26 protein-coding genes are annotated in these 25,021 nt (G+C 73.8%); 10 read left to right on the forward strand and 16 right to left on the reverse strand.

Annotated elements, in window-relative coordinates; translation table 11 throughout:
• Positions 1 to 99: 99 nt before the first annotated feature.
• Complete coding sequence (locus BLASA_RS16520; RefSeq protein ID WP_014377356.1) at positions 100 to 1,263, reverse strand: ROK family protein; 1,164 nt, start codon at positions 1,261 to 1,263, stop codon at positions 100 to 102.
• Between the two features lie 164 nt (positions 1,264 to 1,427).
• On the opposite strand from BLASA_RS16520, the gene BLASA_RS16525 reads away from it, so the two are divergent.
• The 3 genes from BLASA_RS16525 to BLASA_RS16540 all read left to right on the forward strand — a co-directional run bounded on the left by BLASA_RS16525 (position 1,428) and on the right by BLASA_RS16540 (position 3,373).
• A complete protein-coding gene (locus BLASA_RS16525; RefSeq protein ID WP_014377357.1) occupies positions 1,428 to 1,931 on the forward strand; it encodes a hypothetical protein in 504 nt (167 codons plus the stop codon).
• Positions 1,932 to 2,450: 519 nt separating this feature from the next.
• Positions 2,451 to 2,960, forward strand: a complete 510-nt coding sequence (locus BLASA_RS16535; protein WP_014377359.1) for a cupredoxin domain-containing protein — start codon at positions 2,451 to 2,453, stop codon at positions 2,958 to 2,960.
• Positions 2,960 to 3,373 (forward strand): hypothetical protein, encoded by a 414-nt coding sequence (locus tag BLASA_RS16540; protein ID WP_014377360.1) that lies wholly within the window; start codon positions 2,960 to 2,962, stop codon positions 3,371 to 3,373. Before BLASA_RS16535 ends, BLASA_RS16540 begins: the two co-directional genes overlap by 1 nt.
• A 42-nt stretch (positions 3,374 to 3,415) precedes the next feature.
• Here the strand turns inward: BLASA_RS16540 and xylA are convergent, their stop codons facing one another.
• Together xylA and BLASA_RS16550 are read right to left on the reverse strand one after the other, a co-directional pair.
• Entirely contained in the window at positions 3,416 to 4,579 is a 1,164-nt protein-coding gene (xylA, locus tag BLASA_RS16545) for a xylose isomerase (RefSeq protein WP_014377361.1), read from the reverse strand.
• 58 nt (positions 4,580 to 4,637) lie between these two features.
• A complete protein-coding gene (locus tag BLASA_RS16550) occupies positions 4,638 to 5,918 on the reverse strand; it encodes an ROK family transcriptional regulator (protein WP_014377362.1) in 1,281 nt (426 codons plus the stop codon).
• A gap of 226 nt (positions 5,919 to 6,144) precedes the next feature.
• On the opposite strand from BLASA_RS16550, the gene BLASA_RS16555 reads away from it, so the two are divergent.
• Both BLASA_RS16555 and BLASA_RS23620 read left to right on the forward strand, forming a co-directional pair.
• Positions 6,145 to 7,563, forward strand: a complete 1,419-nt coding sequence (locus BLASA_RS16555) for a xylulokinase (protein WP_014377363.1) — start codon at positions 6,145 to 6,147, stop codon at positions 7,561 to 7,563.
• A 442-nt stretch (positions 7,564 to 8,005) separates the two neighbouring features.
• Positions 8,006 to 8,698 (forward strand): DUF4190 domain-containing protein, encoded by a 693-nt coding sequence (locus BLASA_RS23620; protein WP_014377364.1) that lies wholly within the window; start codon positions 8,006 to 8,008, stop codon positions 8,696 to 8,698.
• A gap of 350 nt (positions 8,699 to 9,048) precedes the next feature.
• On the opposite strand, the gene BLASA_RS16565 is transcribed toward BLASA_RS23620, so the two are convergent.
• Together BLASA_RS16565 and BLASA_RS24360 are read right to left on the reverse strand one after the other, a co-directional pair.
• Positions 9,049 to 10,251 carry an IS30 family transposase gene (locus tag BLASA_RS16565; RefSeq protein ID WP_014376903.1) on the reverse strand — a complete coding sequence of 401 codons (1,203 nt, stop codon included), beginning with the start codon at positions 10,249 to 10,251 and terminating at the stop codon, positions 9,049 to 9,051.
• 196 nt (positions 10,252 to 10,447) lie between these two features.
• Entirely contained in the window at positions 10,448 to 11,272 is an 825-nt protein-coding gene (locus tag BLASA_RS24360) for an alpha/beta fold hydrolase (RefSeq protein ID WP_083878181.1), read from the reverse strand.
• On the opposite strand from BLASA_RS24360, the gene BLASA_RS16575 reads away from it, so the two are divergent.
• Complete coding sequence (locus BLASA_RS16575; RefSeq protein ID WP_014377365.1) at positions 11,202 to 12,629, forward strand: NAD(P)/FAD-dependent oxidoreductase; 1,428 nt, start codon at positions 11,202 to 11,204, stop codon at positions 12,627 to 12,629. The two genes, BLASA_RS24360 and BLASA_RS16575, sit on opposite strands and share 71 nt — an antisense overlap.
• 79 nt (positions 12,630 to 12,708) lie before the next feature.
• On the opposite strand, the gene BLASA_RS16580 is transcribed toward BLASA_RS16575, so the two are convergent.
• From BLASA_RS16580 to BLASA_RS16595, 4 genes are read right to left on the reverse strand one after another with little or no spacing between them, the layout of a single operon-like run.
• The gene (locus BLASA_RS16580) at positions 12,709 to 13,392 is read right to left on the reverse strand and encodes an alpha/beta hydrolase (protein WP_014377366.1); all 684 of its coding nucleotides are present in this window, start codon (positions 13,390 to 13,392) and stop codon (positions 12,709 to 12,711) included.
• Complete coding sequence (locus tag BLASA_RS16585) at positions 13,389 to 14,699, reverse strand: erythromycin esterase family protein (protein ID WP_014377367.1); 1,311 nt, start codon at positions 14,697 to 14,699, stop codon at positions 13,389 to 13,391. The genes BLASA_RS16580 and BLASA_RS16585 overlap by 4 nt, the downstream gene beginning before the upstream one ends.
• A complete protein-coding gene (locus tag BLASA_RS16590) occupies positions 14,692 to 15,798 on the reverse strand; it encodes a carboxylate-amine ligase (protein ID WP_014377368.1) in 1,107 nt (368 codons plus the stop codon). The genes BLASA_RS16585 and BLASA_RS16590 overlap by 8 nt, the downstream gene beginning before the upstream one ends.
• Before the next feature lie 16 nt (positions 15,799 to 15,814).
• Complete coding sequence (locus BLASA_RS16595; protein ID WP_014377369.1) at positions 15,815 to 16,621, reverse strand: SDR family oxidoreductase; 807 nt, start codon at positions 16,619 to 16,621, stop codon at positions 15,815 to 15,817.
• 86 nt (positions 16,622 to 16,707) lie between these two features.
• On the opposite strand from BLASA_RS16595, the gene BLASA_RS16600 reads away from it, so the two are divergent.
• Entirely contained in the window at positions 16,708 to 17,334 is a 627-nt protein-coding gene (locus BLASA_RS16600; RefSeq protein WP_014377370.1) for a CAP domain-containing protein, read from the forward strand.
• Position 17,335: 1 nt separating this feature from the next.
• Here the strand turns inward: BLASA_RS16600 and BLASA_RS16605 are convergent, their stop codons facing one another.
• Positions 17,336 to 18,283, reverse strand: a complete 948-nt coding sequence (locus tag BLASA_RS16605; protein ID WP_166486571.1) for a hypothetical protein — start codon at positions 18,281 to 18,283, stop codon at positions 17,336 to 17,338.
• An 88-nt stretch (positions 18,284 to 18,371) separates the two neighbouring features.
• Positions 18,372 to 18,806 (reverse strand): ArsI/CadI family heavy metal resistance metalloenzyme, encoded by a 435-nt coding sequence (locus BLASA_RS16610; RefSeq protein WP_014377372.1) that lies wholly within the window; start codon positions 18,804 to 18,806, stop codon positions 18,372 to 18,374.
• Between the two features lie 105 nt (positions 18,807 to 18,911).
• Between BLASA_RS16610 and BLASA_RS16615 the strand changes: the two genes are divergently transcribed.
• Genes BLASA_RS16615 through BLASA_RS16625 form a run of 3 tightly spaced genes read left to right on the forward strand, consistent with a single transcriptional unit; the run spans position 18,912 to position 20,799 of the window.
• Positions 18,912 to 19,274: an ArsR/SmtB family transcription factor gene (locus BLASA_RS16615; protein WP_014377373.1), complete on the forward strand. Its 363-nt coding sequence runs from the start codon at positions 18,912 to 18,914 to the stop codon at positions 19,272 to 19,274.
• Positions 19,271 to 20,395 carry an ACR3 family arsenite efflux transporter gene (arsB, locus tag BLASA_RS16620; protein ID WP_014377374.1) on the forward strand — a complete coding sequence of 375 codons (1,125 nt, stop codon included), beginning with the start codon at positions 19,271 to 19,273 and terminating at the stop codon, positions 20,393 to 20,395. The genes BLASA_RS16615 and arsB overlap by 4 nt, the downstream gene beginning before the upstream one ends.
• Entirely contained in the window at positions 20,392 to 20,799 is a 408-nt protein-coding gene (locus BLASA_RS16625; RefSeq protein WP_014377375.1) for an arsenate reductase ArsC, read from the forward strand. Before arsB ends, BLASA_RS16625 begins: the two co-directional genes overlap by 4 nt.
• Here the strand turns inward: BLASA_RS16625 and BLASA_RS16630 are convergent.
• From BLASA_RS16630 to BLASA_RS16650, 5 genes are all read right to left on the reverse strand, one after another.
• Positions 20,783 to 21,334 (reverse strand): DUF4334 domain-containing protein, encoded by a 552-nt coding sequence (locus tag BLASA_RS16630; protein ID WP_014377376.1) that lies wholly within the window; start codon positions 21,332 to 21,334, stop codon positions 20,783 to 20,785. The two genes, BLASA_RS16625 and BLASA_RS16630, sit on opposite strands and share 17 nt — an antisense overlap.
• Complete coding sequence (locus BLASA_RS16635; protein ID WP_014377377.1) at positions 21,331 to 21,540, reverse strand: DUF4177 domain-containing protein; 210 nt, start codon at positions 21,538 to 21,540, stop codon at positions 21,331 to 21,333. The genes BLASA_RS16630 and BLASA_RS16635 overlap by 4 nt, the downstream gene beginning before the upstream one ends.
• A gap of 117 nt (positions 21,541 to 21,657) precedes the next feature.
• A complete protein-coding gene (locus tag BLASA_RS23625; protein ID WP_014377378.1) occupies positions 21,658 to 23,727 on the reverse strand; it encodes a glycosyltransferase in 2,070 nt (689 codons plus the stop codon).
• 92 nt (positions 23,728 to 23,819) lie between these two features.
• Positions 23,820 to 24,413, reverse strand: coding sequence for a hypothetical protein (locus BLASA_RS16645; RefSeq protein ID WP_014377379.1), 594 nt, complete (start codon positions 24,411 to 24,413; stop codon positions 23,820 to 23,822).
• On the reverse strand, positions 24,410 to 25,015 hold the full coding sequence (locus tag BLASA_RS16650) for a hypothetical protein (RefSeq protein WP_014377380.1): 606 nt from the start codon (positions 25,013 to 25,015) through the stop codon (positions 24,410 to 24,412). Before BLASA_RS16650 ends, BLASA_RS16645 begins: the two co-directional genes overlap by 4 nt.
• Between the last annotated feature and the right edge of the window lie 6 nt (positions 25,016 to 25,021).

A 25,021-nucleotide genomic window follows, 5' to 3' on the forward strand; every position in this document is an offset into this window, starting at 1 on the left:
TGAGGCAGCAACCTATGTGCGCGGTCACAGGGGGTCAAGGGTGGTGCGGCGGGGTTACCGAACCGAGACCATCACACTGCGATCCGGAGGATCGCAATGTCATCGCGCCAGGGCCTGGACGGAGTCCTCGTCGAGGAATTCCTCGATGGCCATCAGGGCGGCACCGACGCGTCCGGACAGGTCGGGAGCCTCGCTGACGGTGACCTCCAGCGCCCGGGCGGCCAGCGGCATGGACCGCCGGTAGACGGCCTCCCGGATGCCGGCGAGCAGCGGCACACCGGCCTGGGCGACGCCGCCGGTCATGACGATGCGGTGCGGATTGAAGAAGTTGACCAGCGAGGCCAGCACGGTGCCGATCGTGCGGCCCGCATCCCGGACCAGCCCGAGCGCGACCCCGTCGCCCTGCGCAGCCAGCCGCACCACCTCGCGCACCGTGGCGACCGGCAGCCCCGCCGCGACGGCGTCCCGGAGCAGCGCTCCCCCGCCCGCGATCGCCTCCAGGCAGTTGTCCTGCCCGCACCGGCAGACGACGGTGCGCCCGTCCGGCTGCGCGACGTGGATGTGCCCGATGTCGCCGGCGCTACCCTGCGCACCGCGGTAGACCCGGCCGTCGACGATGATCCCGCAGCCGATGCCGGTGCCGACCTTCACGACCAGCACGTCCTGCACCGATCCGGCGACGCCCATCTCCCCCAGGGCCATCACGTTCACGTCGTTGTCGACGTAGACCGGGCAGTCGTAGCGCCCGAAGGCGCTGGGCACCGGGTAGTCGTGCCAGCCCGGCATGATCGGCGGATGCGAGGGCCGGCCGGTCGAGAACTCGACCGGCCCAGGTACCCCGACGCCGACCGCGCACACGTCGCCAGGGGTGAGCCCGACCTCGGCCAGCACCTGCTGCGCCAGCCGGTCCACCTCCGCCAGCACCGGCCCGGGCCCGTCGGCGATGTCGATGGGATGACCGACGGTGCCCAGGATCTGGGCGGACAGATCGGTGACGGCGACGTCGACGCTGGTCACCCCGAGGTCGACCGCCAGCACGCATCCTGCCCGGCTGTTGAACCGCAGCAGGGTCGGGGGGCGCCCGCCGGTGCTCCAGCCCCGGCCGCCCTCCTCCAGGAGGTTCGCCGAGATCAGCTGGTCCACCCGCGCACTCACCGTGTTCCGGGATGCGCCGGTCAGCGCCACGAGGTCGGCGCGGCTGCGCGCGCGGCCGGTGCGCACGTGGCGCAGCAGCACGCCGGCCGAGGCAGAGGTGGACGCCACGCCGTCATAGTGACACGCGCGAGGCCCGACCTCGGGGCACGTGGACCGATGGGGGGAGACCACCCCTCGCCTCCCCACGGTTGGGCGCGGGTGCACGGGGCACTGCTCGACAGCTGCGCGGACCGAGCGCTGCACGCACTCCGTCGACCAGAGAGGTGGTCCCCGTGGGCCTGCCCATCACCCTGTCCGAGATCGCCCCCCGCATCTCCGCCGGCGCGTTCATCCTCAACAGCGGCCTCGGCAAGCGCGGCGCCGACGAGGAGGCCGCCGCCGGCATGCACGGCTTCGCCGCCGGCACGTACCCGTTCCTCGGGAAGATGGAGCCGAAGCAGTTCGCGCAGGCGCTGTCGACGGCGGAGATCGCCATCGGCGCCGCACTGCTGACGCCGTTCGTGCCCACGGCCGTAGCGGGCGCGGCGCTCACGACGTTCTCCGGCGGGCTGCTGGGCCTCTACCTGAAGACCCCGGGCATGCGGAAGGAAGGCAGCCTCGCTCCCACCGAGCAGGGGCTGGCGATCGCCAAGGACAGCTGGCTGCTCGGCATCGGCATCGGCCTGCTGGTGCGCGGCACCGTCGACCGCGAGCCGCGCCGGGTGCGCAGGGCGGCGAAGACCCTGGACAAGGCGAACAAGCGCGCTGCCAAGGCGCGCAAGCGCCTCAGCGACTGATCTCCCCCGGGGCCCCTCTCCGGACGGTGCACCAGGCCGACCAGCCTTCGGCGGCGTCCGTCGCCGGGCTGGTTTGCCGGTACAGCGTGGCGGTGGGGACGTCGGAGAGCTGCGCGCGCAGCTCCCGTGGTCAGCGTCCGGTCGCCTGCACCACACGCAGCCGCACGGGCGTCACCGGCAGCAAGGATCTGCAGGTGCGGCCGGCGGACCTGCAGGAGATCGCGGCGACGGCCGACGTCCGGTGGAGACCCGGCTGGTCCCCGACCTGACGCACACGCTGCGCCGCCAGCCCGGCGCGGCGTCGATGAGCGCCTACGAGCGCGAGCTGCGCTCCCCCGTCGACGCAGAGGTGCTCAGCACCGTCGTCGAGTGGTGCACCAGGACGGTGCGGTCCGACCCCTCCCATCCGGATGGGCCACCGCTGACGAACACCAGACGTCCCGCGACAGCACCAATTTGCGGGACCAGCGGGCGCCGTGTGCAGCAGAGCGGACGGCACCGCCGACCCGAGGAGTGCGCATGTCCCGTTCCACCCGTTCCCGATCCGGTGACTCCCGGCGGATGCCCCGGACCGCCGCGACGCTCGTCCTCGCCGGCACCCTCGCCGCCGCGTCGGCCTGCGGCGGGAGCCCGGAGACCGAGACCGCGGATGCCGCGCCGACGTCCGCGCAGAGCCCGTCGTCCTCGAGCCCGTCGTCCTCCACCCCGTCACCCTCGAGCTCGGCCGCGCCGTCCGCCGCCGAGAGCGCAGTGGGCACGATCACCGCCACGGAGGAGGACTTCAGCATCTCCGTGGACCAGGAGAGCGTGCCCGCCGGCAGCTACGAGATCGAGGTCGTCAACGCCGGTGGCGCGAGCCACGACCTCGTCGTCGAGCGCGACGGCGAGGACGTCGCCGCCACCGAGATCCTGAGCCCCGGGGACTCCGGCACGGTGATGGTCGATCTCGAGCCGGGTGAGTACATCTTCTACTGCAGTGTCGGGGCCCACCGCGCGATGGGCATGGAGATCACCATCGAGGTGACCTGATGACCGCCGCGACGGCGCCGGCACGGTCCCGCCCGGCCCTCACCTGGGCGCTGCGGGCCGCCGGCGCGGTCCTGCTGGCGGCGATGGGCTGGCTGCACCTGGACCTGTGGGCCGACGGCTACCGGACCATCGACGTGATCGGGCCGGCGTTCCTGCTCAACGGGATCGCCGGGTTCGGCCTGGCGGTCCTCCTGCTGGCGGCGCCCCGGCGGCTGCTGCCCTGGGCCGCGGCGCTCGGGGCACTGGTCGCGGCGGGCACCCTCGCAGCCCTGCTGCTGTCCACCACCGTGGGACTGTTCGGGTTCGTGGAGACGACCGCGGCGCCGCTGTGGTGGGAGACGTTCTGGATCGAGGCGGGCGCCGTCGTCGTCCTCGGGGTGCTGGCCGTCGTCTCCCGGCGGCGGCCGGCCTGACCGGAGCGGGGCGGGCCGTGACCCGGCCCGCCCCGGTACGGGTCAGCGGACGCCGAGCAGGTGCTCCATGGCCAGCTGGTCGAGCCGCTCGAACTGCAGCCCGCGGGCACCCAGGGTCTCCGGGTCGTGGGCCTCGGTGCGCAGCGCGTCCAGGCTCTCGCCCTCGGCCAGCGTCGGGACGGCGAGCTCGCCGACCCGCGCGGCCTCCAGCGCCTCGACGACCTCCGGGTCGGCGCGGAACGCCTGCGCCTTCTCCTTGAGGATCAGGTAGTTGCGCATGCAGGCGCGGGCCGTCTCCCAGACGCCGTCCATGTCCTCGGTCCGCGGCGGCTTGTAGTCGAAGTGCAGGTAGCCGTCGTAGGCCTTGCCGGTGCCGGCACCCAGCAGGGTGTCGACGGTCCAGAACGCACCGCGCAGGTTGCCGGCACCGAAGCGCAGGTCCTGGTCGAAGCGCGGGCCGTGCTGGCCGTTGAGGTCGACGTGGAAGAGCTTGCCGTGCCACAGCGCCTGGGCGATCCCGTGGGCGAAGTTGAGCCCGGCCATCTCCTCGTGCCCGACCTCGGGGTTGAGGCCGACGCGGTCGGGCTCCTCGAGCTCGTCGATGAAGGCGATCGCGTGCCCGATCGTGGGCAGCAGGATGTCACCGCGCGGCTCGTTGGGCTTGGGCTCCAGGGCGAACCGGATGTCGTAGCCCTTGTCGCGCACGTAGGCGCACAGGACGTCGAGGGCCTCCTTGTACCGGTCGAGCGCGGCGGCGACGTCCTTGGTGCCACCGGACTCCGCACCTTCGCGGCCGCCCCACAGCACGTAGGTCTTGGCGCCCAGCTCGGCGGCCAGGTCGATGTTGCGCAGCACCTTGGCGATCGCGTACCGGCGGACGGCGCGGTCGTTTGCGGTGAAGCCGCCGTCCCTGAACACCGGGGCGCCGAACAGGTTGGTCGTGGCCATCTCCACGCCGACGCCGGTCTCGGCCAGCGCCTTCTTGAAGCGCTCCAGCGTGGCGTCGCGGGTGGCGTCGTCGGGCACCAGGTCGTCGTCGTGGAAGGTGACGGCGGCGGCACCCAGCTCGGCCAGCCGGTGCACGGCCTCCACCGGGTCCAGCAGCGGGCGGACCGGGCCGCCGAAGACGTCGACGCCCTGCCAGCCCACGGTCCAGAGACCGAAGCTGAACTTGTCGTCCTTGCTGGGAGTGAATCGGTCGGTCATGCGGGGATCTCCGTCCAGAGGGATCGATTGCGGACACTGCCTGCGGGCCGGGCGCCGGTCACCGGGCGCCCGCGGGTTCGAGGGCGGCCGGTACGGGGACCAGCGTGGGGTCGTCGAAGACCGTTTCCAGGGCGACGTGGGCGCCGCCGCGGACGGCGGCGGTGAAGCCGAGGGTCGAGAGCGCCACGCGGGCCCCGGCCACGCCGGGCCCGAGCACCCGGGCCTCGAGCTCGGCCTGCAGCGGCTCGAGGAAGAACGGTCCCAGGACGGCGAAGTAGCCGCCGAGGATCACCACGCCGGGGTTGAACAGGTTGACCAGGACGGCGGCGCCGGTGCCCAGCGACCGGCCCACCTGCTGAAGGGCGGCCAGGGTGCGGAGGTCGCCGTCCCCGGCCCGGCGGGCCACCTCGGCCAGCCGGGCCTCCAGGTCGCGGCCCGGGTCGTGCACCGGGTCGCCGGGGTCGGCGGCGGCCCGCAGGAGGGCGGCCAGCCCGACGACGGTCTCCCAGCAGCCGCGCCGGCCACAGCCGCAGACGGCGTCCGGGTCGCCGAGGGAGGTGTGCCCCACCTCGCCCGAGAGCCCACCGGCGCCGCGCAGCAGCCGTCCGGCCACGATCACGCCGCCACCGACACCGACCTCACCGGTCAGGTAGACGAGGTCGGGCGTGCGCGCCTCCGAGCCCATGGCCCACTCGGCGATGGCGGAGAGGTTGGCGTCGTTCTCCACCCGGATCGGGAAGTCGACGTCCAGCCGCGCACGGAGCCCGTCCAGGACGGCGACGTCCCGCCAACCGATGTTCGGCGCGAGCGTCACGACGCCGTCGACGCTGCGCACCAGGCCGGCGACGGCCACGGTGAGGCCGACCGGGCGGGCGCCCCGCCCGGCGGTCGCCGCGACGGCCTCGGTGACCAGCCCGGCCACCGCGTCCAGCGTGCGTTCGGCACCGAGCGCGGGGACGTCGAGGGCCAGGCGCTGCTCGAACAGCACCTGGCCGCGCAGGTCGAGGACCAGTGCGGCGGCGTAGTCGACGTTCAGCTCCACGCCGATGCCGCAGACGCAGGCGCCGTCCAGGTGGACGGTCAGGCCGGGGCGGCCGACCGAGCCGGCCCGGTCGACGTCCCCGGTGCTCACCAGCCGCCGTTCGGCCAGCTCCGCCACGAGGCTGGAGACCGTCGCCTTGTTCAACCCGGTCTCCTGGGCGATCCGGGCGCGGGAGCGGGGGCCGGAGTCGCGCAGGTGGCGCAGCACCAGCCCGAGATTGGTGCGCCGCACGGTGGCCTGGTCGGCCGGGATGTGCCGCTCCGAGGACCCGTCGTACCGGGACGGTCCGGTTCCCATCGCCACCTCCTGGAGCGGATCCGACGGGATTCGTCGGTTGCATCAACAAATTAGGGGTGGCAGCGACGGCGGTCAAGACGGGCGACCCTCCCTCGGGGGCCCTCGACGGGGCGCGTCCGGCCCCGGCGGCCTAAGGTCCCCTTCCCATGACCCCCGTCTCGATGCCGCTCCTCCCCGCGGCCGGCCTCGTCCGCGGAACCGCCCGAGCGGACCGGAGCCCGGTCCGATGACCCTCGTGGCGGGAATCGACACCTCGACCCAGGCCTGCAAGGTGGTGGTCCGGGACGCCGGCTCCGGGAAGCTCGTCCGCTCCGGGCGCGCACCGCACCCCCAGGGAACCGAGGTCGCCCCGCAGGCCTGGGAGGAGGCGTTCCGTGAAGCGGCCGCGGCCGCCGGTGGGCTCGACGACGTGGCCGCCGTCGCCGTCGGCGGCCAGCAGCACGGCATGGTGTGCCTCGACGAGCGGGGCGAGGTGGTCCGCGACGCGCTGCTGTGGAACGACGTGCGCTCCGCGCCGGCCGCGGCCGAACTGATCCGCGAGCTCGGCGACGGCGACGAGGCCGCGGGCCGCCGGGCCTGGGCCGACGCCGTCGGCCTGGTGCCGGTCGCCTCGTTCACCGCTTCCAAGCTGCGCTGGCTGGCCGACGCCGAACCGGCCAACGCCGACCGGACCGCCGCGGTCTGCCTGCCGCACGACTGGCTGACCTGGCGGCTGTCCGCCGACCGCGACCTCCGCACGCTGGTCACCGACCGCGGGGACGCCAGCGGCACCGCCTACTGGTCGGCCCGCACCGGTGAGTACCGGCTGGACCTGCTGGAGCGCGCCATGCGCGGGCGTCGGCCCGCCGTTCCCCGGGTGGCCGGACCGGCCGAACGGGTCGGCGCGCTCGCCGGCGGCAGCGCCGTCCTCGGTCCCGGCACCGGCGACAACGCGGCCGCGGCCCTGGGGCTGGCGGCGCGGCCCGGTGACGTCGTCGTCTCCATCGGCACGTCCGGCGTGGTGTCGGCCGTGACCCCGACCGCGGTCGCGGACGTGACCGGCACCGTCGCCGGCTTCGCCGACGCCACCGGCAACCACCTCCCCCTGGTCGCCACCCTGAACGCCGCCCGGGTGCTCGACGCCGCGGCCGCACTGCTGGGCGTGGACCACGAGACGCTGTCGGAGCTCGCGCTGTCGGCACCCTCGGGTGCGGACGGGCTGGTCCTCGTCCCGTACCTCGAGGGCGAGCGGACGCCGAACGTCCCCCACGCCACCGGCTCGGTGCACGGGCTCACGCTGCGGACCTCGACGCCGGCGCACTGGGCGCGGGCCGCGGTGGAGGGGCTGCTCTGCGGGCTGGCCGACGGCATCGAAGCGGTCGTCGCCCAGGGCGTGACCGTGGAACGGGTGCTGCTGATCGGCGGCGCGGCGCGCTCCCCTGCGGTGCAGCAGCTGGCCCCGGGCATCTTCGGCCGGCCGGTGCTGGTGCCCCCGCCCGGCGAGTACGTGGCCGACGGCGCGGCCCGGCAGGCGGCCTGGGTGCTCTCGGGCGCCGAGGCCGCACCGGAGTGGTCGCAGCCGGGGCTCGCCGAGTTCGACGCCCCCGCGGCGACCGCCGTGCGGGAGCGCTACGCGGAGGTGCGCGGCCGGACCGACGGCCAGTAGGAGGGTCGGTCGGAGGGAGTCGACTACGGCAGCACGATGAATTCGCGTCTACTGGTTCGCGGACGCGGCTGGCTCGTGGCGGCCCACTCGGGGGCAGTGGGGCCGCCGACGCGTTCCCCCGGGAACGCCCCGCAGCGACGGGTGAGCGTGTACGGCCCACTCCGGGACGCCAGTTCGTCCAGTCCATGGCGTGCCAGCGGGGGCCGCTGGAGTGACGCCCGGAGCGGGTCGGCTCGGTTCAGGGCCATGGCGTCAGTCGTCCGCCCCGCGGGTCGCCGCCGAAGGGGTGGCCACTGGGTCTGATGACATCGGCGGGACGGGTGGGGTGACGGATCTGGTGAATCGGTCCGTTTCGGGACGCGTCGTCGCTGGCGTCGCCGAGATTCCCGACGACATCCCTCGCCGGCCACGGGGTCCGGCGCTCTCACGGAGGAATCTCAACGTGTCGCAGCAGACGCCCTACGAGCCGGCGACCAGTCCGGTCCAATCCACCGAGTACCCGCCGGGACAGCCGGCCCACGGCTACGACACCCCCGGCTTCGAGCCCACTCCCCAGCGCACCAACACGATGGCGATCCTGGGCCTGGTCTTCGCCTTCGTGTTCAGCCCGCTGGGCATCCTGTTCAGCGCCCTCGGCCTGAGCCAGATCAAGAAGCGGCGCGAAGGCGGCCGCGGTCTGGCCATCGCCGGGCTGATTCTGTCGATCGTCTTCACGCTCCTCGCCCTGCTGGCCTTCTTCTTCGTCTTCGCGGCGGTCCAGGAGGCCGCGAAGACGGGTGCGACGGCGGAGACCCAGGCCGCGGCCCCGGTCGATGAGCCGGCCGGGGACCCCTCGGGCGTGCTCGCGGCGTGCGAGGTCATTGCTCCTGCCCTGGGCGAGTTCGACGCGGGCGTGGCGACCGTCACCACGCCTGAGGAGTACGCGCTGCTCATCACCGACGTGCGCACCACGCTCGAGGGTGCGGCCGCCAGCACCTCGGACCCGGTGTTCGTCCAGGATGTGCAGCTGATGTCGGACAACCTGCAGCTGACCGCGGATGCCATCAGCACCGGCGAGGACCCCTCGTACCTGGACGCCGCGCTGACCGAGGATGACGCCCGCGTGGGCGAGGCCTGCGTCGCAGCCGGCTACTGACACCTGGACGAGGAATCGCCGGGCCGGCTCCGTTCTGGAGCCGGCCCGGCGCTTTCGTGAGTGGGCGACAGTCGCCGTGCCCTGGGTACTGCTGCGTCTGCCCTGGCACGCAGGGGATGACCCGGGCTCGGACACGACAACGCCAGTCGCACCCGCCTGGAGGTCTACGGCGGCGGCAGGGCCAACGGAACAGAGCTACCGGCCGCTGAGGAACTGCAGCTTCTGCCGCCCGACCAAGACGACTCTCCGGCGGCAGCCAGCCCATAGCGGCCCACTGAGGGACGCACGGCCGCAACGACCTTCCGGCAGCCGAACAGTGTGCGCGGACGGGCAGTTTCTGGCTGGCGGATTCAACTGGTCGACGCAACACCGGCTAGTTGATCATCAGACAATAGTCGAGCGAGTTCCTCGGCCGGAGTGTGGAAGCCGAGGGTCTTGCGAGGGCGGCCGTTGAGCTTGTCGGCGATGGCGTCCAGGTCGGCGGCGCTGTGCCCGGACAGGTCGGTGCCCTTGGGCAGGTACTGGCGCAGCAGGCCGTTGGTGTTCTCGTTGCTGCCGCGCTGCCAGGGGCTGTGCGGATCGCAGAAGTAGACCGGCAGGTCCGCGGCGATGGTGATCTCGGCGTGCCGGGCCAACTCGATGCCCTGGTCCCAGGTCAGCGTGCGGCGCAGCGCGACCGGCATGGTGGTGATCTTGGCGGTGATTGCGGCGGCGACGGCTTCGGCGCCGTGATCGGCTGGCAGATGCAGCAGCATGGTGAACCGGGTGGTGCGCTCGACCAGCGTGCCGACCGCCGAGCCGCTGTCCTTGCCGACCATCAGGTCGCCCTCCCAGTGTCCGGGCACCGCGCGGTCGGCGACCTCGGCGGGCCGCTCGGAGATCATCACCTTGTCCTTGATCCGCTCACGGCGGCCATCGGCTCGCCGCCGCGGCTTGCGCAGCGCCCGGCCGGTGCGCAGGCAGACGGCCAGCTCACGGCGCAGCGCACCCCGGCCTTGCACGTAGAGGGACTGGTAGATCGCCTCGTGGCTGATGCGCATGGACTCATCGTCGGGGAACGCCAGCCGCAGCCGATGACTGATCTGCTCCGGGCTCCACTGCAGGTGCTCGAGCTTGTCGGCCACCCAGTCGCGCAGCACCGGATGCTGGGTCAGCTTGGCCGGCTTGGGCCGGCGCGCCCGGGCCTCGGCGCGGGCCTGGGCGACCGATGCCTTGTAGCGGCCGGCCGGACGGCGCGTCAGACAGCCGCGAGCGAGTTCCCGGCTGATCGTCGAGGGGCTGCGCTCCAACCGCCGGGCGATCTCGCGGACGCCCAGACCGGCCGCCCGATCCAGCGCGATCTCCTCACGCTCACTGACGGACAGATAGCGGCCGTTGGGCTCGGCCAGCTGCACAGGGGGTATGCCGCCGGCCTCGACGAACCATCGCCGCCCGGTGCTGCCGGTGACCCCGACGGCTGCCGAGGCGTCCTCGGTCGAGGATCCCGCGGCGATCAGCTGCCAGAACCGCCGACGCACCTCCTGCGGCAGCGGTACATGTCCCGTTGCTCCCATCGACACCACCCCGTCTCATCGAGGTGTTGCGTCGACTCCTTGAACCCAAGGCTTGAGAACTGCCCGTTTGCGCACATCGTTCCGTCAGCGCCCTGTCTCTGAGGCCGCCATCAGGGCGAGTGCCGGCAGCGGCAATAGGCCAGCTGTACGGCCGTTGACGGACAACCGATCACTCACGGGCCCCTCGACGCCGACGTCAGAGCGACCGGACCACGGCCGCCACCTCGCGGGGGTGGGTCTGCACGCTCATGTGCACCGCTCCCGGCAGCTCGACCAGGCGGCCCTGCGGGGCGGCCGCCGCCACCTGCTGCACCCAGTCGGCCGGGCACAGCGCGTCGCGCGTGCCCCGCACGACGACCACCGGCACCCGCAGCCCGTGCAACCGGGCGTGGATGGGGTCGGGTGAGGCGGTGCGCCACAGCGCCGTCATGGCGCGCGGGCCGGTGTGCAGCCACTGCCGCAGGACCAGCGGCACCTGCCACCACGGCTCGGCGACGGCGGTGCGCAGCCAGCGCCACGCCAGCACGCGGAACCGGCGCATCCGCGGATCCGTCGTCGGGCCGCACAGCACGATGCCGGCGACGCGGGGGTCGGTGGCGGCCGCGGCGACGACCTGGCAGCTCTGCGAGTGCCCGACCAGCACGACCGGGCCGGCCGGCAGCGCGCTCACCAGCCGGGCGGCGAGCTCGTCGACCGCCGGGACCGGCTCCGCCAGCCCCATGCCGGGGAGCGGGACGACGGTGGCGGCAAGTTCTTCGCGCAACCTGCGTGAGGAACGTTCATCCAGGCCCAGACCGGGCACGAGAACGACGGAGACCGAAGGCGGCACCCCGACGGGTCTACCGGCCCGGCCGGCACTCCGCGAACGCAGTGCCACCAGCGCGTGCGCCCTGCTTCGCCACGGTGGCCGTGCGCGAGCGGGACGGGCCGAAGTGGAAGGATCGATCATCATGACGACATCACCGGCGCAGGCACCCGCCACCAGCGACTCCCCCGGCGGTCGGCCGCGCGTCGTCATCATCGGCTCGGGCTTCGGGGGCCTGTTCGCCGCCCAGGCGCTGAAGAAGGCGCCGGTGGCCATCACCCTGGTCAGCAAGACCGCCCAGCACCTGTTCCAGCCGCTGCTCTACCAGGTGGCCACCGGCATCCTGTCCGAGGGCGAGATCGCCCCGGCTACCCGCGAGATCCTGCGCCGGCAGAAGAACGCCCGGGTGGCGCTCGGCGAGGTCACCGAGATCGACGTGGCCGCCCGCACGGTCACCTCCGAGATCCTCGGCCGGACCCTCGTCCATCCCTACGACGAGCTGATCGTGGCCGCCGGTGCCGGTCAGTCGTACTTCGGCAACGACCAGTTCGCCGAGTTCGCGCCGGGCATGAAGAGCATCGACGACGCCCTGGAGCTGCGCGGCCGCATCTTCGGCGCCTTCGAGCTGGCGGAGATCGCCACCGACCCCGACGAGATCGACCGGCTGATGACCTTCGTGGTCGTCGGGGCCGGGCCCACGGGTGTGGAGATGGCCGGCCAGATCGCCGAGCTCGCCCGCCGCACGCTGCGTCGCGACTTCCGGAACATCGACCCCTCCTGCGCCCGCATCATCCTGCTCGACGCCGCTCCGGCGGTGCTGCCGTCCTTCGGCCAGAAGCTCGGGGACCGCGCCCGCCGCCAGCTCAACGAGATCGGCGTCGACGTGCAGCTCGGGGCGATGGTCACGGACGTCGACGCCGACGGCCTCGACGTCAAGGACGCCGACGGGCAGACCCGGCGGATCCAGGCGGCGACCAAGATCTGGGCGGCCGGGGTGCAGGCCAGCGAGCTCGGCCGGATCCTGGGTGAGCAGACCGGCGCCGAGGTCGACCGCGCGGGCCGCATCTCCGTGCAGCCGGACCTCACGCTGCCCGGGCACCCCGAGATCCACGTCGTCGGCGACATGATGGCGCTGGGCAAGCTGCCCGGTGTCGCGCAGGTCGCGATCCAGGGCGGCCGCTACGCGGCTGAGGCGATCGAGCGCCGGGTGGCCGGCACGCCGGCCCAGCCGCCGTTCCACTACTTCGACAAGGGATCGATGGCGACGATCTCCCGGTTCTCCGCGGTCGCCGACGTCGGCAAGCTGAAGTTCAGCGGATTCTTCGCCTGGGTCCTGTGGCTGGTCGTGCACCTCATGTACATCGTCGGCTTCAAGAGCCGCATCACCACGGTGCTGCACTGGATGGTCAGCTTCCTGGGCCGTGGCCGCGCCGAGCGGGTGGCCACCCAGCAGCAGGTCTACGGCCGCCTGGCCCTGGAGCAGCTCGGGCCGCGGTGGGAGGTCTCCAAGACCGGCGGCCCCAAGGACACCGACCCCGCGAACGAGGACGTCACCCACCGCGATTCGGCCTGAGGTCGACGTCGCGCTCGACGGGCGGGTGCACCAGGCCTACACCGACCGCAGCGGCGACACCCGGTCGATCTGAGTCCGCTCAGCCGTCGTCCCCGAGCCACCACCCGAGAGCGTCGGCGACCCCTTCCGGGCGCACCACGTGCCCGCCGTCGAACTCGTCGTAGCTGACGTCGTAACCCGCGTCGCCGAACGCGGTGGTCAGCCGGCGGCCGCAGCGGTCCACCGGGAGCACCCGGTCGTCGATGCCGTGCGTGATCCACAGCCGCGGCCGGCCGACGGTGGCCGGCGGGGAGGCGAACCCCGGGGAGAACCCGAGGACGGCGTCGAACAGGTCGCCGTTGGCCGGGCCCAGGGACAGCGCGTAGGAGGCGCCGTCGGAGAACCCGCCGATCGCACAGCGGGTGACCGGCACCCGTTCGGCCACCTGCGCGAGGGCGGCGTCGAGGACGGCGACGTCGCGGCCCAGCCGGCCGGCGAGCAGGTCCCAGGTCGCCGCACCGGACTGCGGCGCCAGCACCAGCACCCCCCGGTCGGTGACCGTGCGCCCCAGCGCAGCCAGGCTCTGCGCCGGATTCCCGCCCGCGCCGTGGAAGAACACCAGCAGCGGCCGCGGGACCGGCTCGCCCGGCGGGACGGCGAGCAGCACCTCCGCTCCCCCGCCGAGGTCGAGTTCGTGGACCCCGGGCGGCCACGCCGCGCCGGTGGGCGTGGCCGTCGGCCGGCTGTCGAGACGGCCGGACGAGGCGTGCCCCCGCACGGTCACTGCCCGTACGCGCCGGCGGGGACGTGCTCGTCGGCGCGCTCGAGGTGGAGGGGCTGGAGCGGGGTGGTGTCCTCGAGGTGCAGGAAGGCGTCGTACCGCTCCCCGAGGACCGTCGGGACGTAGTTGCCCCACCGCTCCCGCTCGGGCCGGTACACCACGCCGATCGCCCGGTGGTCCAGCCGCCGGTGCAGCCATTCCGGCCGCTCGCCGCGGGGGAAGACGAACAGCGCGTCGCGGCCCACGGCCTCGTGGATGCGCGCCTCCACGCTGCCCGCGCGCGCCGGCGGTACCGGCATGCGGGCCATCTGCGCACCCCACTCCGCCCCCGCGATCACCCCGCCGCGGTACCCGCCGAACCCGACGAGGACGACGTCGTCGGTGCCGTGCCGCTCGCGCAGCAGCTGACCGACGTTGGTCATCCCGGCGCCGGCCATGTCGGTGGCGCGGGCGTCGCCGATGTGGGTGTTGTGCTCCCAGACGACGGCCCGGTGCGGGTGGGGCCCGCCGTCGCTGCGGTCGAGCAGCCGGTCGAGGGTGTCCACCATGTGCTCGTCGCGGACGTTCCACGACTCGGCCGAGCCGCGGATCATCGCCCGGTAGTACCGCTCGGCGTCCACCACGACCGCCGCGTTCTGCTCGGCGGAGAACCGCGCGTCGGCGTCGATCCCGGCCTCCACGCGGCCCCGCTGCTCGCACAGCGAGCGCAACAGGTCCACGGCCGCCTGCTCACAGGACGTGGGGGCGAACCGGCTGGCGAACGCGTACTCGGCGCCGTCCTCCCCGAACGGCTCGAAGCAGGCCAGCGCCCGCTTGGCCTGGTCGACGTGCCCGGGCTCGTGCTCGGCCAGCCAGTCGAGCAGTGCGTGCATCGAGTCCCAGAGGCTGTACACGTCGATGCCGTAGAAGCCGACGCGATCCTCCTCGGGCCGGCCGGCGTTGCGGTCGCGCAGCCAGCGGCAGAACTCGACGACGTCGTCGTTGGCCCACATCCAGGTGGGCCACCGGGAGAAGGCGTCGAGCGCGTCCCGCGGGTCCTCGGCGGCGCCGGGGCGCAGCCGCACGCTGCGGTCGACCCGGTAGCAGTCGGGCCAGTCGCCCTCGACGGCGACGAGCGTGAACCCCTGCTCCTCGATCAGCCGCCTGGTCAGGGCGGCCCGCCAGGCGTAGTACTCGTGCGTGCCGTGGCTGGCCTCCCCGATCGCCACGACCCGGGCGTCGCCGATCCGCTCGAGCAGCGGGTCGAGGTCGTCCGGCGTCCGCAGCGGCCGGGCCAGGTCCTGGATCTGTGCAGCAATCGAGTCAGCCATGGGTGCTGCCTTCCCGGACGATCGCGGCGGCAACCTCCCGCAGGTCACCGGTGCGCTGCCAGACCGCGCGCTGGCGCGCCGCAGAGGTACCCCGGCCGAACAGCTGCCGCACCAGGCGGCGCACCTCGTCCTCCTCGCCCCGGTCAGCGAGGTCGTCGGCGAGCTCGGCCACCAGCCCCTCGACGGCGGTGCGCGCGTCGACGAGCACCCCGGCGACAGGATCGAACAGCCGGCCACCGATGCCGTCGCGCGCGGCGCGCCAACGGGCGGCGCGCAGCAGTTCGGCGCGGACCGGTGGCACGGGCTCGTCGCGCTGCGCGCGGGCGGCGAGCACCCGCACCAGCGAGCGGACCAGCGCGGCGTGCAGGACGGCGTCGTCCAGGTCGGTGCACAGGTCGGCCAGCCGGAACTCCAGGGTGGGCAGGTGGGACGACGGGCGCACGTCCCAGTAGAGGTGGGAGGCGTCCCCGATGACGCCCGCGGTGACCAGCCCGTCGACGACCTCCTGGTAGCGGTCCGCCGTTCCGATCGCCTCGGGCATCCCGGTGTGCGGCCAGCGCCCCCACCACAGCGTCCGGTAGCTCTCGTAGCCGGTGTCGGCGCCGTCGTGGAACGGTGAGCTGCCGGTCATCGCCAGCAGCACCGGCAGGTAGGGGCGCACCCGGTCCAGGACGGCGACCGCCGTGTCCAGGTCGGGGACGCCCACGTGCACGTGGCAGCCGCAGATGTCCTGCCGTTGCGCGAGCCCGGCCCAGCGCTCGACCATCGCCACGTAGCGCGGGCCGGGGGTGATGACCTGCTCCCGCCAGCCGGCGGACGGGTGCGTCGATGCCGGCAACAGCGTCACCCCGGCGTCGGCGGCCGCGGTCCGCGCCTGCGCCCGGGTCGCCTGGAGCTCGGCGCGCAGCTCGGCCAGCGTGCGGCAGACACCCGTCGCCGTCTCCAGCTGCGTCGTGGTGATCTCCGGGTGCACCTGTTCGCCGAGCTCGTGCCGCAGCGCGGCACCGACCAGCCCGGGGCTGGGGGTCAGAGCGAACGTGTCGGGGTCGACGAGGTGGAACTCCTCCTCCGCGCCGAGAGTGGCCCCGATGTCGGTCATGGCCGGACCGCCGGCCTCATCCGCGGCGCCAGTCGTCGCCGTCCAGGTGCGAGCCGGCCATCGGACCCATCTGCAGCATGCCGCCGTCGACGGTCCACGACGCGCCGGTGACGTAGCCGGCCGCCGGCGAGGCGAGGAAGGCGATGACGGCGGCGACCTCGCGGGCGTCCCCCGGCCGGCCCAGCGGGACCCCGGGCCGCTCGTGGCCGGATGCGGTGGGGTCCTCGTCCTCCTGCCCGGTCATCGGGGTGGCGATCTCCCCCGGTGCCACGGAGTTGACCGTGATCCCGTGCCCGGCCAGCTCGAGGGCGGCGACCTTGGTGAGCAGGCCGAGCCCGCCCTTGGCGGCGCAGTATCCGGCGGCGCCGACGCGGGGCGCGTGTTCGTGCACGCTGGTGATGTTCACGATCCGGCCACCGATGCCGGCCTCCACCATGCGCCGGGCCGCGCGCTGCAGGCAGAGGAACGCCCCGTCGAGGTCGGTGGTCAGCACCTCGCGCCAGGTGGCGAAGTCCAGGTCGAGCAGCGGGGTCAGGTGCCCGGTCCCGGCGTCGTTGACCAGGACGTCGACACCGCCGAGCGCGTCGGCCAGCTCGTCGACGACGGCCGCGGCCTCGGGGAGGCGGGTCAGGTCCAGGTGGCGGAGCTCGGCGCGCCGGCCGAGGGCCCGCACCTCCTCGGCGGTGGCCTCGCCGGCGTCGCGGTCGCGGTACCAGGTGATGCCGATGTCGCAGCCCTGCTCGGCCAGGGCGACGGCGGTGGCCCGCCCGATGCCCGACTCCGATCCGGTGACGATCGCGATCCGTGCACGCTGCTCCGTCATGGCGTCACGCTAGGTCGGCGGGGAGGCGCCCGCAGCTCGGCCGGTCCGCGCCGAGTGCCGGCGCGGGACGCGGGTACCGCACGCCCGTGGCCGTTCGGTGCAGGACCTTCCGCGCGCTCGCCGGGGGCCTGCTCGCCGTGGCGCTGTCGGTGACCGGCTGCGTGGTGGTGGACGGTTCGTCGAGCGTGCTGGCCACGGCGACCGCGCCGGCCCCGCAGTCCCCTCCCGGGACGGACGCCGGCATCGAGGAGCGCATCGCGCGGGACATCTTCGACCGGGTCAACGACGAACGCCGCGCACGCGGCCTGGAACCCGTCGAGTGGAACGGTGCGCTGGCCGGCGTCGCCCGCGACTGGAGCGTCGCCATGGCCGAGCGCGGGGTGCTGGAGCACCAGGACGTCCGCGCGGTGCTCGGCCGCGAGGAGCTGGCCGGCTTCACCGGGCTGGGCGAGAACGTCTTCACCGCCTCCGGTCCGGTGCCGGCCGGCGTCGCCCACGCGGGCTGGATGCGTTCGGACGGTCACCGGGCCAACGTGCTGAACCCCGGCTGGAACCGGCTCGGGGTGGGCGTCTACTGCGCGTCCGACGGGTCGGTGTGGGCGGCGCAGGAGTTCGGCCGGACGGTGGACGCGGACCGCGCCGAGGTGGGCCGGGAGACCCCACCGACGGAGCCGATCGCCCGTCCGCAGGAGGACGGCCCGTCCTGCGCCTGAGTCAGTCGCCGGCGGCGAGCTCCGCCACGCGCGCGACGGCGGCGTCGTGGGCCGCGGCCGCATCCGCGGCCTCCCGCTCGGCCGCCGTCCGGCGCCGCTCCTCGCGCTTCAGCGCTGCGACCGCGGCGCCGGCCTCCCGCTCGGCCTCGGCCAGCTGGCCGGCCAGCGCCTCGGCGCGTGCCTGCAGCTCCGCCCGGCGGGTGGCCAGCTGCTCGGTGGCGCGGCGGTGCTCCGCGAGGGCGACCTGCGCCTCCTCCGCCACCACCCTCGCCTCCTCGGCCGCCTGCTGGGCCGTCGACAGCTCGCGGCGGCGCCTCTCCTCGGCGGCCCGGCGGCGCTCCTCCTGCTCGCGGCGGCGACGGTCGGCCGCCGCTTCCGGGTCCGGCCCCTTCCGGACCGCGGGTTGCGACGACGCCCGGGCGGGTCTCGCAGCCGGCTCGGCCGGCGGGACGAGGCGGAGCTCCGGGCGACCGGTGGCCCCGCCCAGCCCGCTGTAGGACATCGCGGAGGTGAGCCGGCCGCCGAGCAGCGCCTCCCCCGCCTCGGGGTCGCTCATCGCGGCGCGCAGCGTCTCCTCCACCTGCCCGGCGATGGTCGTGCTCACCACGTGCCCGCGAACGCGTGCGAGCGCGCCGGCCTGCCGGGTGAGCGCGGTGAGCAGCTGGGCCCGCTGCCGGTTCAAGGCCTTGAGCTCGTCGCCGGCCAGGTTCTGCTGGGCGTCGCGGAGCAGGTCTCCCAGCTCGACCAGGCCATCGATCTCCGCGCGGTGGGCGCGCACGAGCAGGTTGCACACCCAGGCCGCGGTGGACGGCTTGGGCAGCGCGCCGATCGCCTTGGCCAGCGCCCGGTCCCCCACCGCCTTGGCCTCGTCCTGTCGGGCGGCGCGGACGGCGACGAACTCCTCGGGCGGGACCTGGTACAGCTCGCCGGCCGTCTCGTCGAGATCCACGCGTGGGAACGATGCCAGAGAGCCGACGGTGTGCGCCGATGCGCAGTTCTGGGCCCAGAACTGCACACCAGCGCACACGCTCGGCCGGTCAGCAACAGGTCCCGTCACCCGCCACGGCGGAGAGCTCCGCCGCGGTCTTCCCCTCGAGGTCGGGGCGCGCGTCCCCGGTGACGGTGTAGACCTCCCACGGCTCACCGCCGGGGCCGGTCACCCACACCTTGTCCTGGACGGCGTAGCAACAGGTGGTGTTGTCCTCGACCCGCGTCGCCAGGCCGGCGTCCGCGAGCCGGTTGGTCGCCGCGGTGACCTCGTCGGTGGAGGGCACCTCGACGCCGAGGTGGTCCATGCGGGTCGCCTCGCCGGCCGCGCCCTCGAGCAGGACGAGCTTCAGCGGCGGTTCGGCGATGGCGAAGTTGGCGTAGCCGGGACGGCGCTTGGCGGGGACGGCGTCGAAGAGGCGCGAGTAGAAGTCGACGGCGGCGTCGAGGTCGGCGACGCGCAGCGCGAGCTGGACACGGGACATGGGGAACCTCCTGAGAGCGGACATCGACGGTTGTCGATGTCCTAGGACCGTGCCACCACGTATAGATGCTTGTCAATACGATGTTCGTCGTTATGATTGACGGCGATGTCCGCGATCGAGGAGACGACGATGAGCGAGCCCGGCCTGGCGTGCTGCACGCCGCTGTCCGGCACGGCGATGTCCGCCGAGCAGGCCGAGCAGGTGGCCCCGCTGCTCAAGGCGCTGGCCGACCCGGTGCGACTGCGCCTGGTCAGCCTGATCGCCTCCAGCCCGAGCGGCGAGGCGTGCGTCTGCGACCTCAACGACGCCTTCGACCTGACGCAGGCCACGATCAGCCACCACCTCAAGGTGCTGCACTCGGCCGGGCTGCTGGACCGGGAGAAGCGCGGGGTGTGGGTCTACTACGCCGTCCGGCCCGCCGCGCTCAGCGCGGTCGCCAGCCTCTTCGATACAGCGGTGCCGGCATGAGCGACGCCGTCCGGGAGACCGCGCGCACCGATGTCCCGGCCGACGCCCCGGTCCTGCAGAGGCTCTCCACCCTCGACCGGTTCCTCCCGGTCTGGATCCTCGCCGCCATGGCGCTCGGCCTGGCCCTGGGCCGCTGGGTCCCGGGGCTGGACGACGCCCTGGGCGCCGTCGAGGTCGGCGGCATCAGCCTGCCCATCGCCATCGGGCTGCTGCTGATGATGTACCCGGTGCTGGCCAAGGTGCGGTACTCCGAGCTCGACCGGGTCACCGGCGACCGGAAGCTGCTCGCGGCCAGCCTGGTGCTCAACTGGCTGGTCGGTCCGGCGCTGATGTTCGCCCTGGCCTGGTTGCTGCTGCCCGACCTGCCCGAGTACCGCACCGGCCTGATCATCGTGGGCCTGGCCCGCTGCATCGCGATGGTGCTGATCTGGAACGACCTGTCCTGCGGGGACCGGGAGGCCGCCGCCGTCCTGGTCGCGATCAACTCGGTGTTCCAGATCGCCGCCTTCGCCGCGCTGGGCTGGTTCTACCTGCAGGTGCTGCCCGGCTGGCTGGGCCTGTCGACGACGTCGGCGGAGTTCAGCGTCTGGGCCATCGTGGCCTCGGTGCTGGTGTTCCTCGGCATCCCGCTGCTGGCCGGTTTCCTCACCCGCACGCTGGGCGAGCGCCGCAACGGCCGCGCCTGGTACGAGCAGCGGTTCCTCCCCCGCATCGGCCCCATCGCGCTCTACGGGCTGCTGTTCACCATCGTCATGCTCTTCGCGCTGCAGGGTGCGGCCATCACCTCGCAGCCGTGGGACGTCGCCCGGATCGCACTGCCGCTGCTGGCGTACTTCGCGCTGATGTTCGGCAGCTCCTTCCTGCTCGGCATGCGGCTCGGTCTCGGCTACGCCAAGACGGCGACGCTGGCGTTCACCGCCGCCGGCAACAACTTCGAGCTGGCGATCGCCGTCGCCATCGGGACCTTCGGTGTCACCAGCGGGCAGGCCCTGGCCGGCGTCGTCGGGCCGCTGATCGAGGTGCCCGTCCTCGTCGGTCTGGTCTACGTCTCGCTGTGGGCCGCCCGCCGCTGGTTCCCCGGCGACGCAGGCGTCCCCGCCGCGATCCGGAGCACCCGATGACCCCGTCCGTCCTGTTCGTCTGCGTGCACAACGCCGGCCGCTCGCAGATGGCCGCCGGCTGGCTGCGACACCTGGCCGGCGACGCCGTGGAGGTCCGCTCGGCCGGATCGCAGCCCGGCGAACGGGTCAACCCCGCCGCGGTCGACGCGATGGCCGAGGTGGGCATCGACATCTCCGACCAGCGGCCGAAGGTGCTCACGGCCGACGCCGTGGAGGCCTCCGACGTCGTCATCACCATGGGTTGCAGGGACGCGTGCCCGGTCTTTCCCGGGACGCGCTACCTCGACTGGCAGCTGGACGACCCGGCCGGCAAGGGCGTCGAGTCGGTCCGGCCGATCCGCGACGAGATCGAGCGGCGAATCCGCGGGCTGCTCGCCGAGCTCGGCGTCAGCTCTCCCGCCTGAGCACGAAGAAGAACGGGTCGGGCAGGCCACGCAGGTCCATCAGGCCGAGGCGGACGTCCAGGGACACCTGCTTGAAGACGTCGATGATCGGCAGCGCGTCGTAGACCATCGCCGCGGTGAGGATGCCGTGGTGCTCCACCGCGCGCAGCCGCGCCTTCGGCTTCGTGGTGGTGAGCAGCGGGCGGACCGTTCTGAACGCCAGCCGGGCGGCCCGCGAGTGCGCCAGGCCGGGCCGGTCCCGCAGCACGCTCACCGGGATCAGCGCCGGATCCACCGGTCGCGGCCCGGACCGGGTGCCGAACAGCAGCGGGTGCACGGTCTCGGCGTCGACGAACTCCTTGCCGTACCAGCCGTAGGACTCCAGCAGCCCGTCCAGCGGCGAGCCGGTGGGCAGCCCGCTCCCCCGCCAGCGGCCGATCATCTGATCGGGGCCGACCGGCGGGAGGGCGCGGAACCAGCCCAGCGCCTCTCCCGGCTCCACGCCGTCCCGGTGCTCGGCCAGCCGGCGATCGGCGCTCAGAGAGTGCAGCGTCACACCACCGGGCGCTCGAAGGTGACCAGCACGCCGTCGACGCCACCGGGGCCGATGCGGCCCTTCACCTCGACGGAGGTGATCGCCTTGAGCTGCCAGCCCTCGCGGGCGTGCTGGTTGAGCACCTTCTCCAGCTTGCCGCCGGACATCTTGCCGCCGACCAGCCCCTCGCGGAGCTCCTCGACCTTGTACTCGTAGCGCGCCACCATGGTGGGGCCGTCCTCTCCCTCGGGGATGGTCGGTACCAGCCTGCCGCCTCCGGCCGACCGTGGCGAGGCGGCGGGGGCAGCTCCCGGCGCCGGCCAGTGCTCGCTCGAGCTCCGACGTCAGCCGCGGGATCGGCTCGGTGTCGCCGCTCGCGGCGGGAGCCCGGCCGAGGAGACGAACGGGCTGTGCACGGCAGCCGCCACCGCGTCCGCGCGCCCGTCGGCGGCCCGGGCACGGGTACTCGGCGCCGGCACGGTGGACGGGGTGACCTCGGCGGCCGCCGCCCAGCGGGCGGCACCGGCACCGAACGCCGTCGCCGAGAGCGCGGCCAGCTCGGCCCACTGCCGTCCGGTGAACTGCAGCCGGTGGACGTCGCCCTGCCGGGAGCGGACCGTGGCCCGGAAAACCACGTGCGCCGCCCGGTCGGGCACCCGGATGGCCAGCTCGACCTCCGCCCCGACGGTGGCGCCGGCCCCCCGGGCCCGCACCTGCGCGCCGCCGAGGGAGACGTCGACCAGCCGGGCGGGGACGCCGTCGATGACGGCCTGCATGGTGGCGGGGAACCGGTGGCCCTCCCGTCGCTCGGCCGAGAACCGGGGGTCACGGATCCGCCGGATCGCGGCCAGCACGAAACCGAGGGTGACCACCGCCCAGAACACCGGGATCAGCGTCATGGCGCCGGGCCCGTGCCGGGTCGGGGTCCAGCCGACGGTGCTGGCCGCCGTGTACAGGAGGCCGCCGACGAGGACCGCGGCCAGCACGAGAAGCAGCCGCGGCACCCGGGCGCGGGTGCGCGCCTCACCGGTGCGCCCCTTGGCGGTGACCGCGAACCGGCCGGTGCCGCGCCGGACCAGCGTCAGTGTGGCGGCGAGGTTGGACGGCAGCCGCACCACCTCGAACAGCAGGGAGAACCGGGCCGAGGCGAACCCGCGCGACAGCAGAGTGAGGGCGACCTGTTGCAGCAGGTACGGTACGCCGGCCATGAGCGCGAACTGCGCCGGCGACGCCTCCACCGGGAACAGCCCGGTGACCAGCACGGCCACCGGCACGAGCGCCATGCCCAGGGTCCGCCACGAGTCGAACCACGCCGACAGCGAGTAGAGGTAGCCCAGCCGCTGCCGCAGGGTGAGCCCGGTGGCGGTGAGCGGGTTGTCGTGCTGGATGACCTGCATGGCGCCCCGGCCCCAGCGGCGCCGCTGGGCGTAGAAGGCGTCCGGGCTGCCGGCCGCCAGGCCCCGGGCGAGCACCTCGTTGTGGTAGGCGCTCCGCCAGCCGGCGCGGTGCAGCTTCATGGTGGTGTGGAAGTCCTCGGTGAGCGACTCCGTGGCCACGCCGCCGATCTCCCGGAGCGCACTGGCACGCAGGACGGCGTTGGTGCCGCACCAGAAGGCCGCCCCGGCGTGGTGCTTGCCCGGCTGGATGACCCGGTAGAACAGCGACTCCTCGTGCAGGTCGACGTCCGGGCGCAGGTGCTCGAAGGACGTCGTGTTGTAGAAGTGCTGCGGGGTCTGCACCAGGGCGAGCCGGTCGTCGGCGAAGTAGGGCACCGTGCGGGTCAGGAACTCCGGCTCGGGCACGTGGTCGGCGTCGAACACCGCCACCAGCTCCGTCTGCACCAGCCCCAGCGCGTGGTTGAGGTTGCCGGCCTTGGCGTGGTCGTGCTCCGCGCGGCTGACGTAGCGCGCGCCCAGGGCGGTGACCATCTCCTCCACCTCGAGCCGGTCGCCGTCGTCCAGCACCCAGGTCTCGTGGTCGCCGGCCATGGCCAGGCAGGCGGCGACCGTGGGCAGCAGCACGTCGAGGTGCTCGTTGTAGGTGGCGACGAGGACGGTGACCGACGGGGCGGGGCCCGGCCGCGGCGGCGGGACGGTGGCCGGCGCCACGTTCCACGTCGTCATCACGAACAGCACGAGGCCGATGCCGCCGTAGAGCTCCAGCGCCAGGAAGGGCACGCCGATCCACAGTGCCGGGCCCTCCGGCAGGGTGCTGAACAGGCGCCAGGTCAGGTAGCCGCCGGTGGCCAGGACGGCGGCCACGGCCACGGTCCGGACCACGGCCAGCCGCAGGGTGCTCTCCGGCGCGGGGACGGCGTCGCGCGCTCCGGTCGGCCGCCCGAGGCCCGCCGCGGTGTAGCCGCCGGCGGGCGTGGGGAGGCCGCTGCCCTGGCGGGCGGTCGCGATTGTGCTCACGCCGCAGGCATCGACACGCCTGGTCCCGCGGCACATCCCCCGTCGGGGTGAGATACGCGGTGGGGCGGAGGCGGATCAGGTCGTGGGCGCCATCAGCCGGGCACGATGCGGAGCCGCCCGGCGGCCTCGGCGGCCATCTGCGCGAACTCGTCGCCTTCCTGCAGGAGCGTCCACGTCACGACGAGCTCGATGGCGGTCGGGGCGTCGTCGACGTCCACGATCCCCGGCGGCAGCACCAGGTGCGTCACCGTCTCGATCAGCTGCTCCGCACCCAGTCCGTTGGCGACGGTCTCCAGGCGACGGACGCGCACCGCGGGCCCGGCCGGCAGCTGCACGATCGCCACCTGGGGCGGCGCCAGCCCCGGATCGGCCGCGAACCGGTACTCCGCGACCAGTTCCTCCGGTGTCCCCGCGACCCTGACGCGGTCGGTGACCAGCGTGGCGAGCACCCCGTACACCGGGTCGGGGATCCACAACGCGCCGGTGTCGGGGGCTCGCTCCCGCAGCCGGCGTGCGACGGAGCGCAGCTGGTCGGCGAGTTCGACCTCCGCCGGTCCGGTGACGAACAGGTCGGCGCACGCCGCCTGCGCCCAGGCCGCGAGGTCCTCCTCCGGGTCGGGCACCCAGATCCAGCCGTCGTCCGGTGGCTCGACGTCGTAGGCCCAGTCCCGGATCGGCCCGGTCACGGGAGCCACCGGAAGGAGCCGGCCACCGCGTCGAACAGAGCGGTGAGCGGTTCCAGCAGCTGCAGCTGGGGCGTGGCGAACGTCAGCAGGACGAACCCTCCACCGGCGATCGGATAGCGGTACTGCAGCACTTCGGTCTCCACGGCCTCGGTCGTACCGGGAACGGTCGCGGTGCGTCGGCGCCGCACCCGCGGTACGAGACCGGACATCAGTTCCAGCACCTCCGCGTCGCCCGCGCCGGCCGTCGCGAGGAACGCGGCCAGCCCCCCGTCGGTGCCCGCCCCCACCTGCCGCGAAGAGACCACGTCGACCACCATCGAACAGGCGATCGGCAGTCCCCCGCTCTGCAGCAGGGACAGGTAGATCTCGACCGCGTACTCCCGCGTGTGGGACTCCACGGTGTCGTGCAGGAGACGGACCACCTGCGGGTAGAGGGAGTGCCGGTCGGGCCGGCCCCTGGTCACCACCCGGGCGATCTGCCGGACGTCGTCCTCGCAGTGGGCCCGGTCGTCCACCCGCACCCGCGCCCAGTCGTTCGGCACGAGGAAGGTGAAGTCCCTCGGGGCAACCCCCGCGGCCGCCTGCGACACGTGCGCCGTCACAGCGCA

The organism is Blastococcus saxobsidens DD2 (assembly GCF_000284015.1).
Classification (GTDB): Bacteria; Actinomycetota; Actinomycetes; order Mycobacteriales; family Geodermatophilaceae; genus Blastococcus; species Blastococcus saxobsidens_A.

What these genes read in the sequence shown, in the direction of transcription:
- BLASA_RS16610 (WP_014377372.1), bottom strand. Translation starts at nt 18,806, where the DNA reads ATGTCCCGTGTCCAGCTCGCGCTGCGCGTCGCCGACCTCGACGCCGCC.
- BLASA_RS16590 (WP_014377368.1), bottom strand. Translation starts at nt 15,798, where the DNA reads ATGACCGACATCGGGGCCACTCTCGGCGCGGAGGAGGAGTTCCACCTC.
- BLASA_RS16595 (WP_014377369.1), bottom strand. Translation starts at nt 16,621, where the DNA reads ATGACGGAGCAGCGTGCACGGATCGCGATCGTCACCGGATCGGAGTCG.
- BLASA_RS16555 (WP_014377363.1), top strand. Translation starts at nt 6,145, where the DNA reads ATGACCCTCGTGGCGGGAATCGACACCTCGACCCAGGCCTGCAAGGTG.
- BLASA_RS16585 (WP_014377367.1), bottom strand. Translation starts at nt 14,699, where the DNA reads ATGGCTGACTCGATTGCTGCACAGATCCAGGACCTGGCCCGGCCGCTG.
- BLASA_RS16635 (WP_014377377.1), bottom strand. Translation starts at nt 21,540, where the DNA reads ATGGTGGCGCGCTACGAGTACAAGGTCGAGGAGCTCCGCGAGGGGCTG.
- BLASA_RS24360 (WP_083878181.1), bottom strand. Translation starts at nt 11,272, where the DNA reads ATGATGACGACGCGCGGCCGACCGCCGGGGGAGTCGCTGGTGGCGGGT.
- BLASA_RS16540 (WP_014377360.1), top strand. Translation starts at nt 2,960, where the DNA reads ATGACCGCCGCGACGGCGCCGGCACGGTCCCGCCCGGCCCTCACCTGG.
- BLASA_RS16615 (WP_014377373.1), top strand. Translation starts at nt 18,912, where the DNA reads ATGTCCGCGATCGAGGAGACGACGATGAGCGAGCCCGGCCTGGCGTGC.
- BLASA_RS16565 (WP_014376903.1), bottom strand. Translation starts at nt 10,251, where the DNA reads ATGGGAGCAACGGGACATGTACCGCTGCCGCAGGAGGTGCGTCGGCGG.
- BLASA_RS16535 (WP_014377359.1), top strand. Translation starts at nt 2,451, where the DNA reads ATGTCCCGTTCCACCCGTTCCCGATCCGGTGACTCCCGGCGGATGCCC.
- BLASA_RS16575 (WP_014377365.1), top strand. Translation starts at nt 11,202, where the DNA reads ATGACGACATCACCGGCGCAGGCACCCGCCACCAGCGACTCCCCCGGC.
- xylA (WP_014377361.1), bottom strand. Translation starts at nt 4,579, where the DNA reads ATGACCGACCGATTCACTCCCAGCAAGGACGACAAGTTCAGCTTCGGT.
- arsB (WP_014377374.1), top strand. Translation starts at nt 19,271, where the DNA reads ATGAGCGACGCCGTCCGGGAGACCGCGCGCACCGATGTCCCGGCCGAC.
- BLASA_RS16550 (WP_014377362.1), bottom strand. Translation starts at nt 5,918, where the DNA reads ATGGGAACCGGACCGTCCCGGTACGACGGGTCCTCGGAGCGGCACATC.
- BLASA_RS16625 (WP_014377375.1), top strand. Translation starts at nt 20,392, where the DNA reads ATGACCCCGTCCGTCCTGTTCGTCTGCGTGCACAACGCCGGCCGCTCG.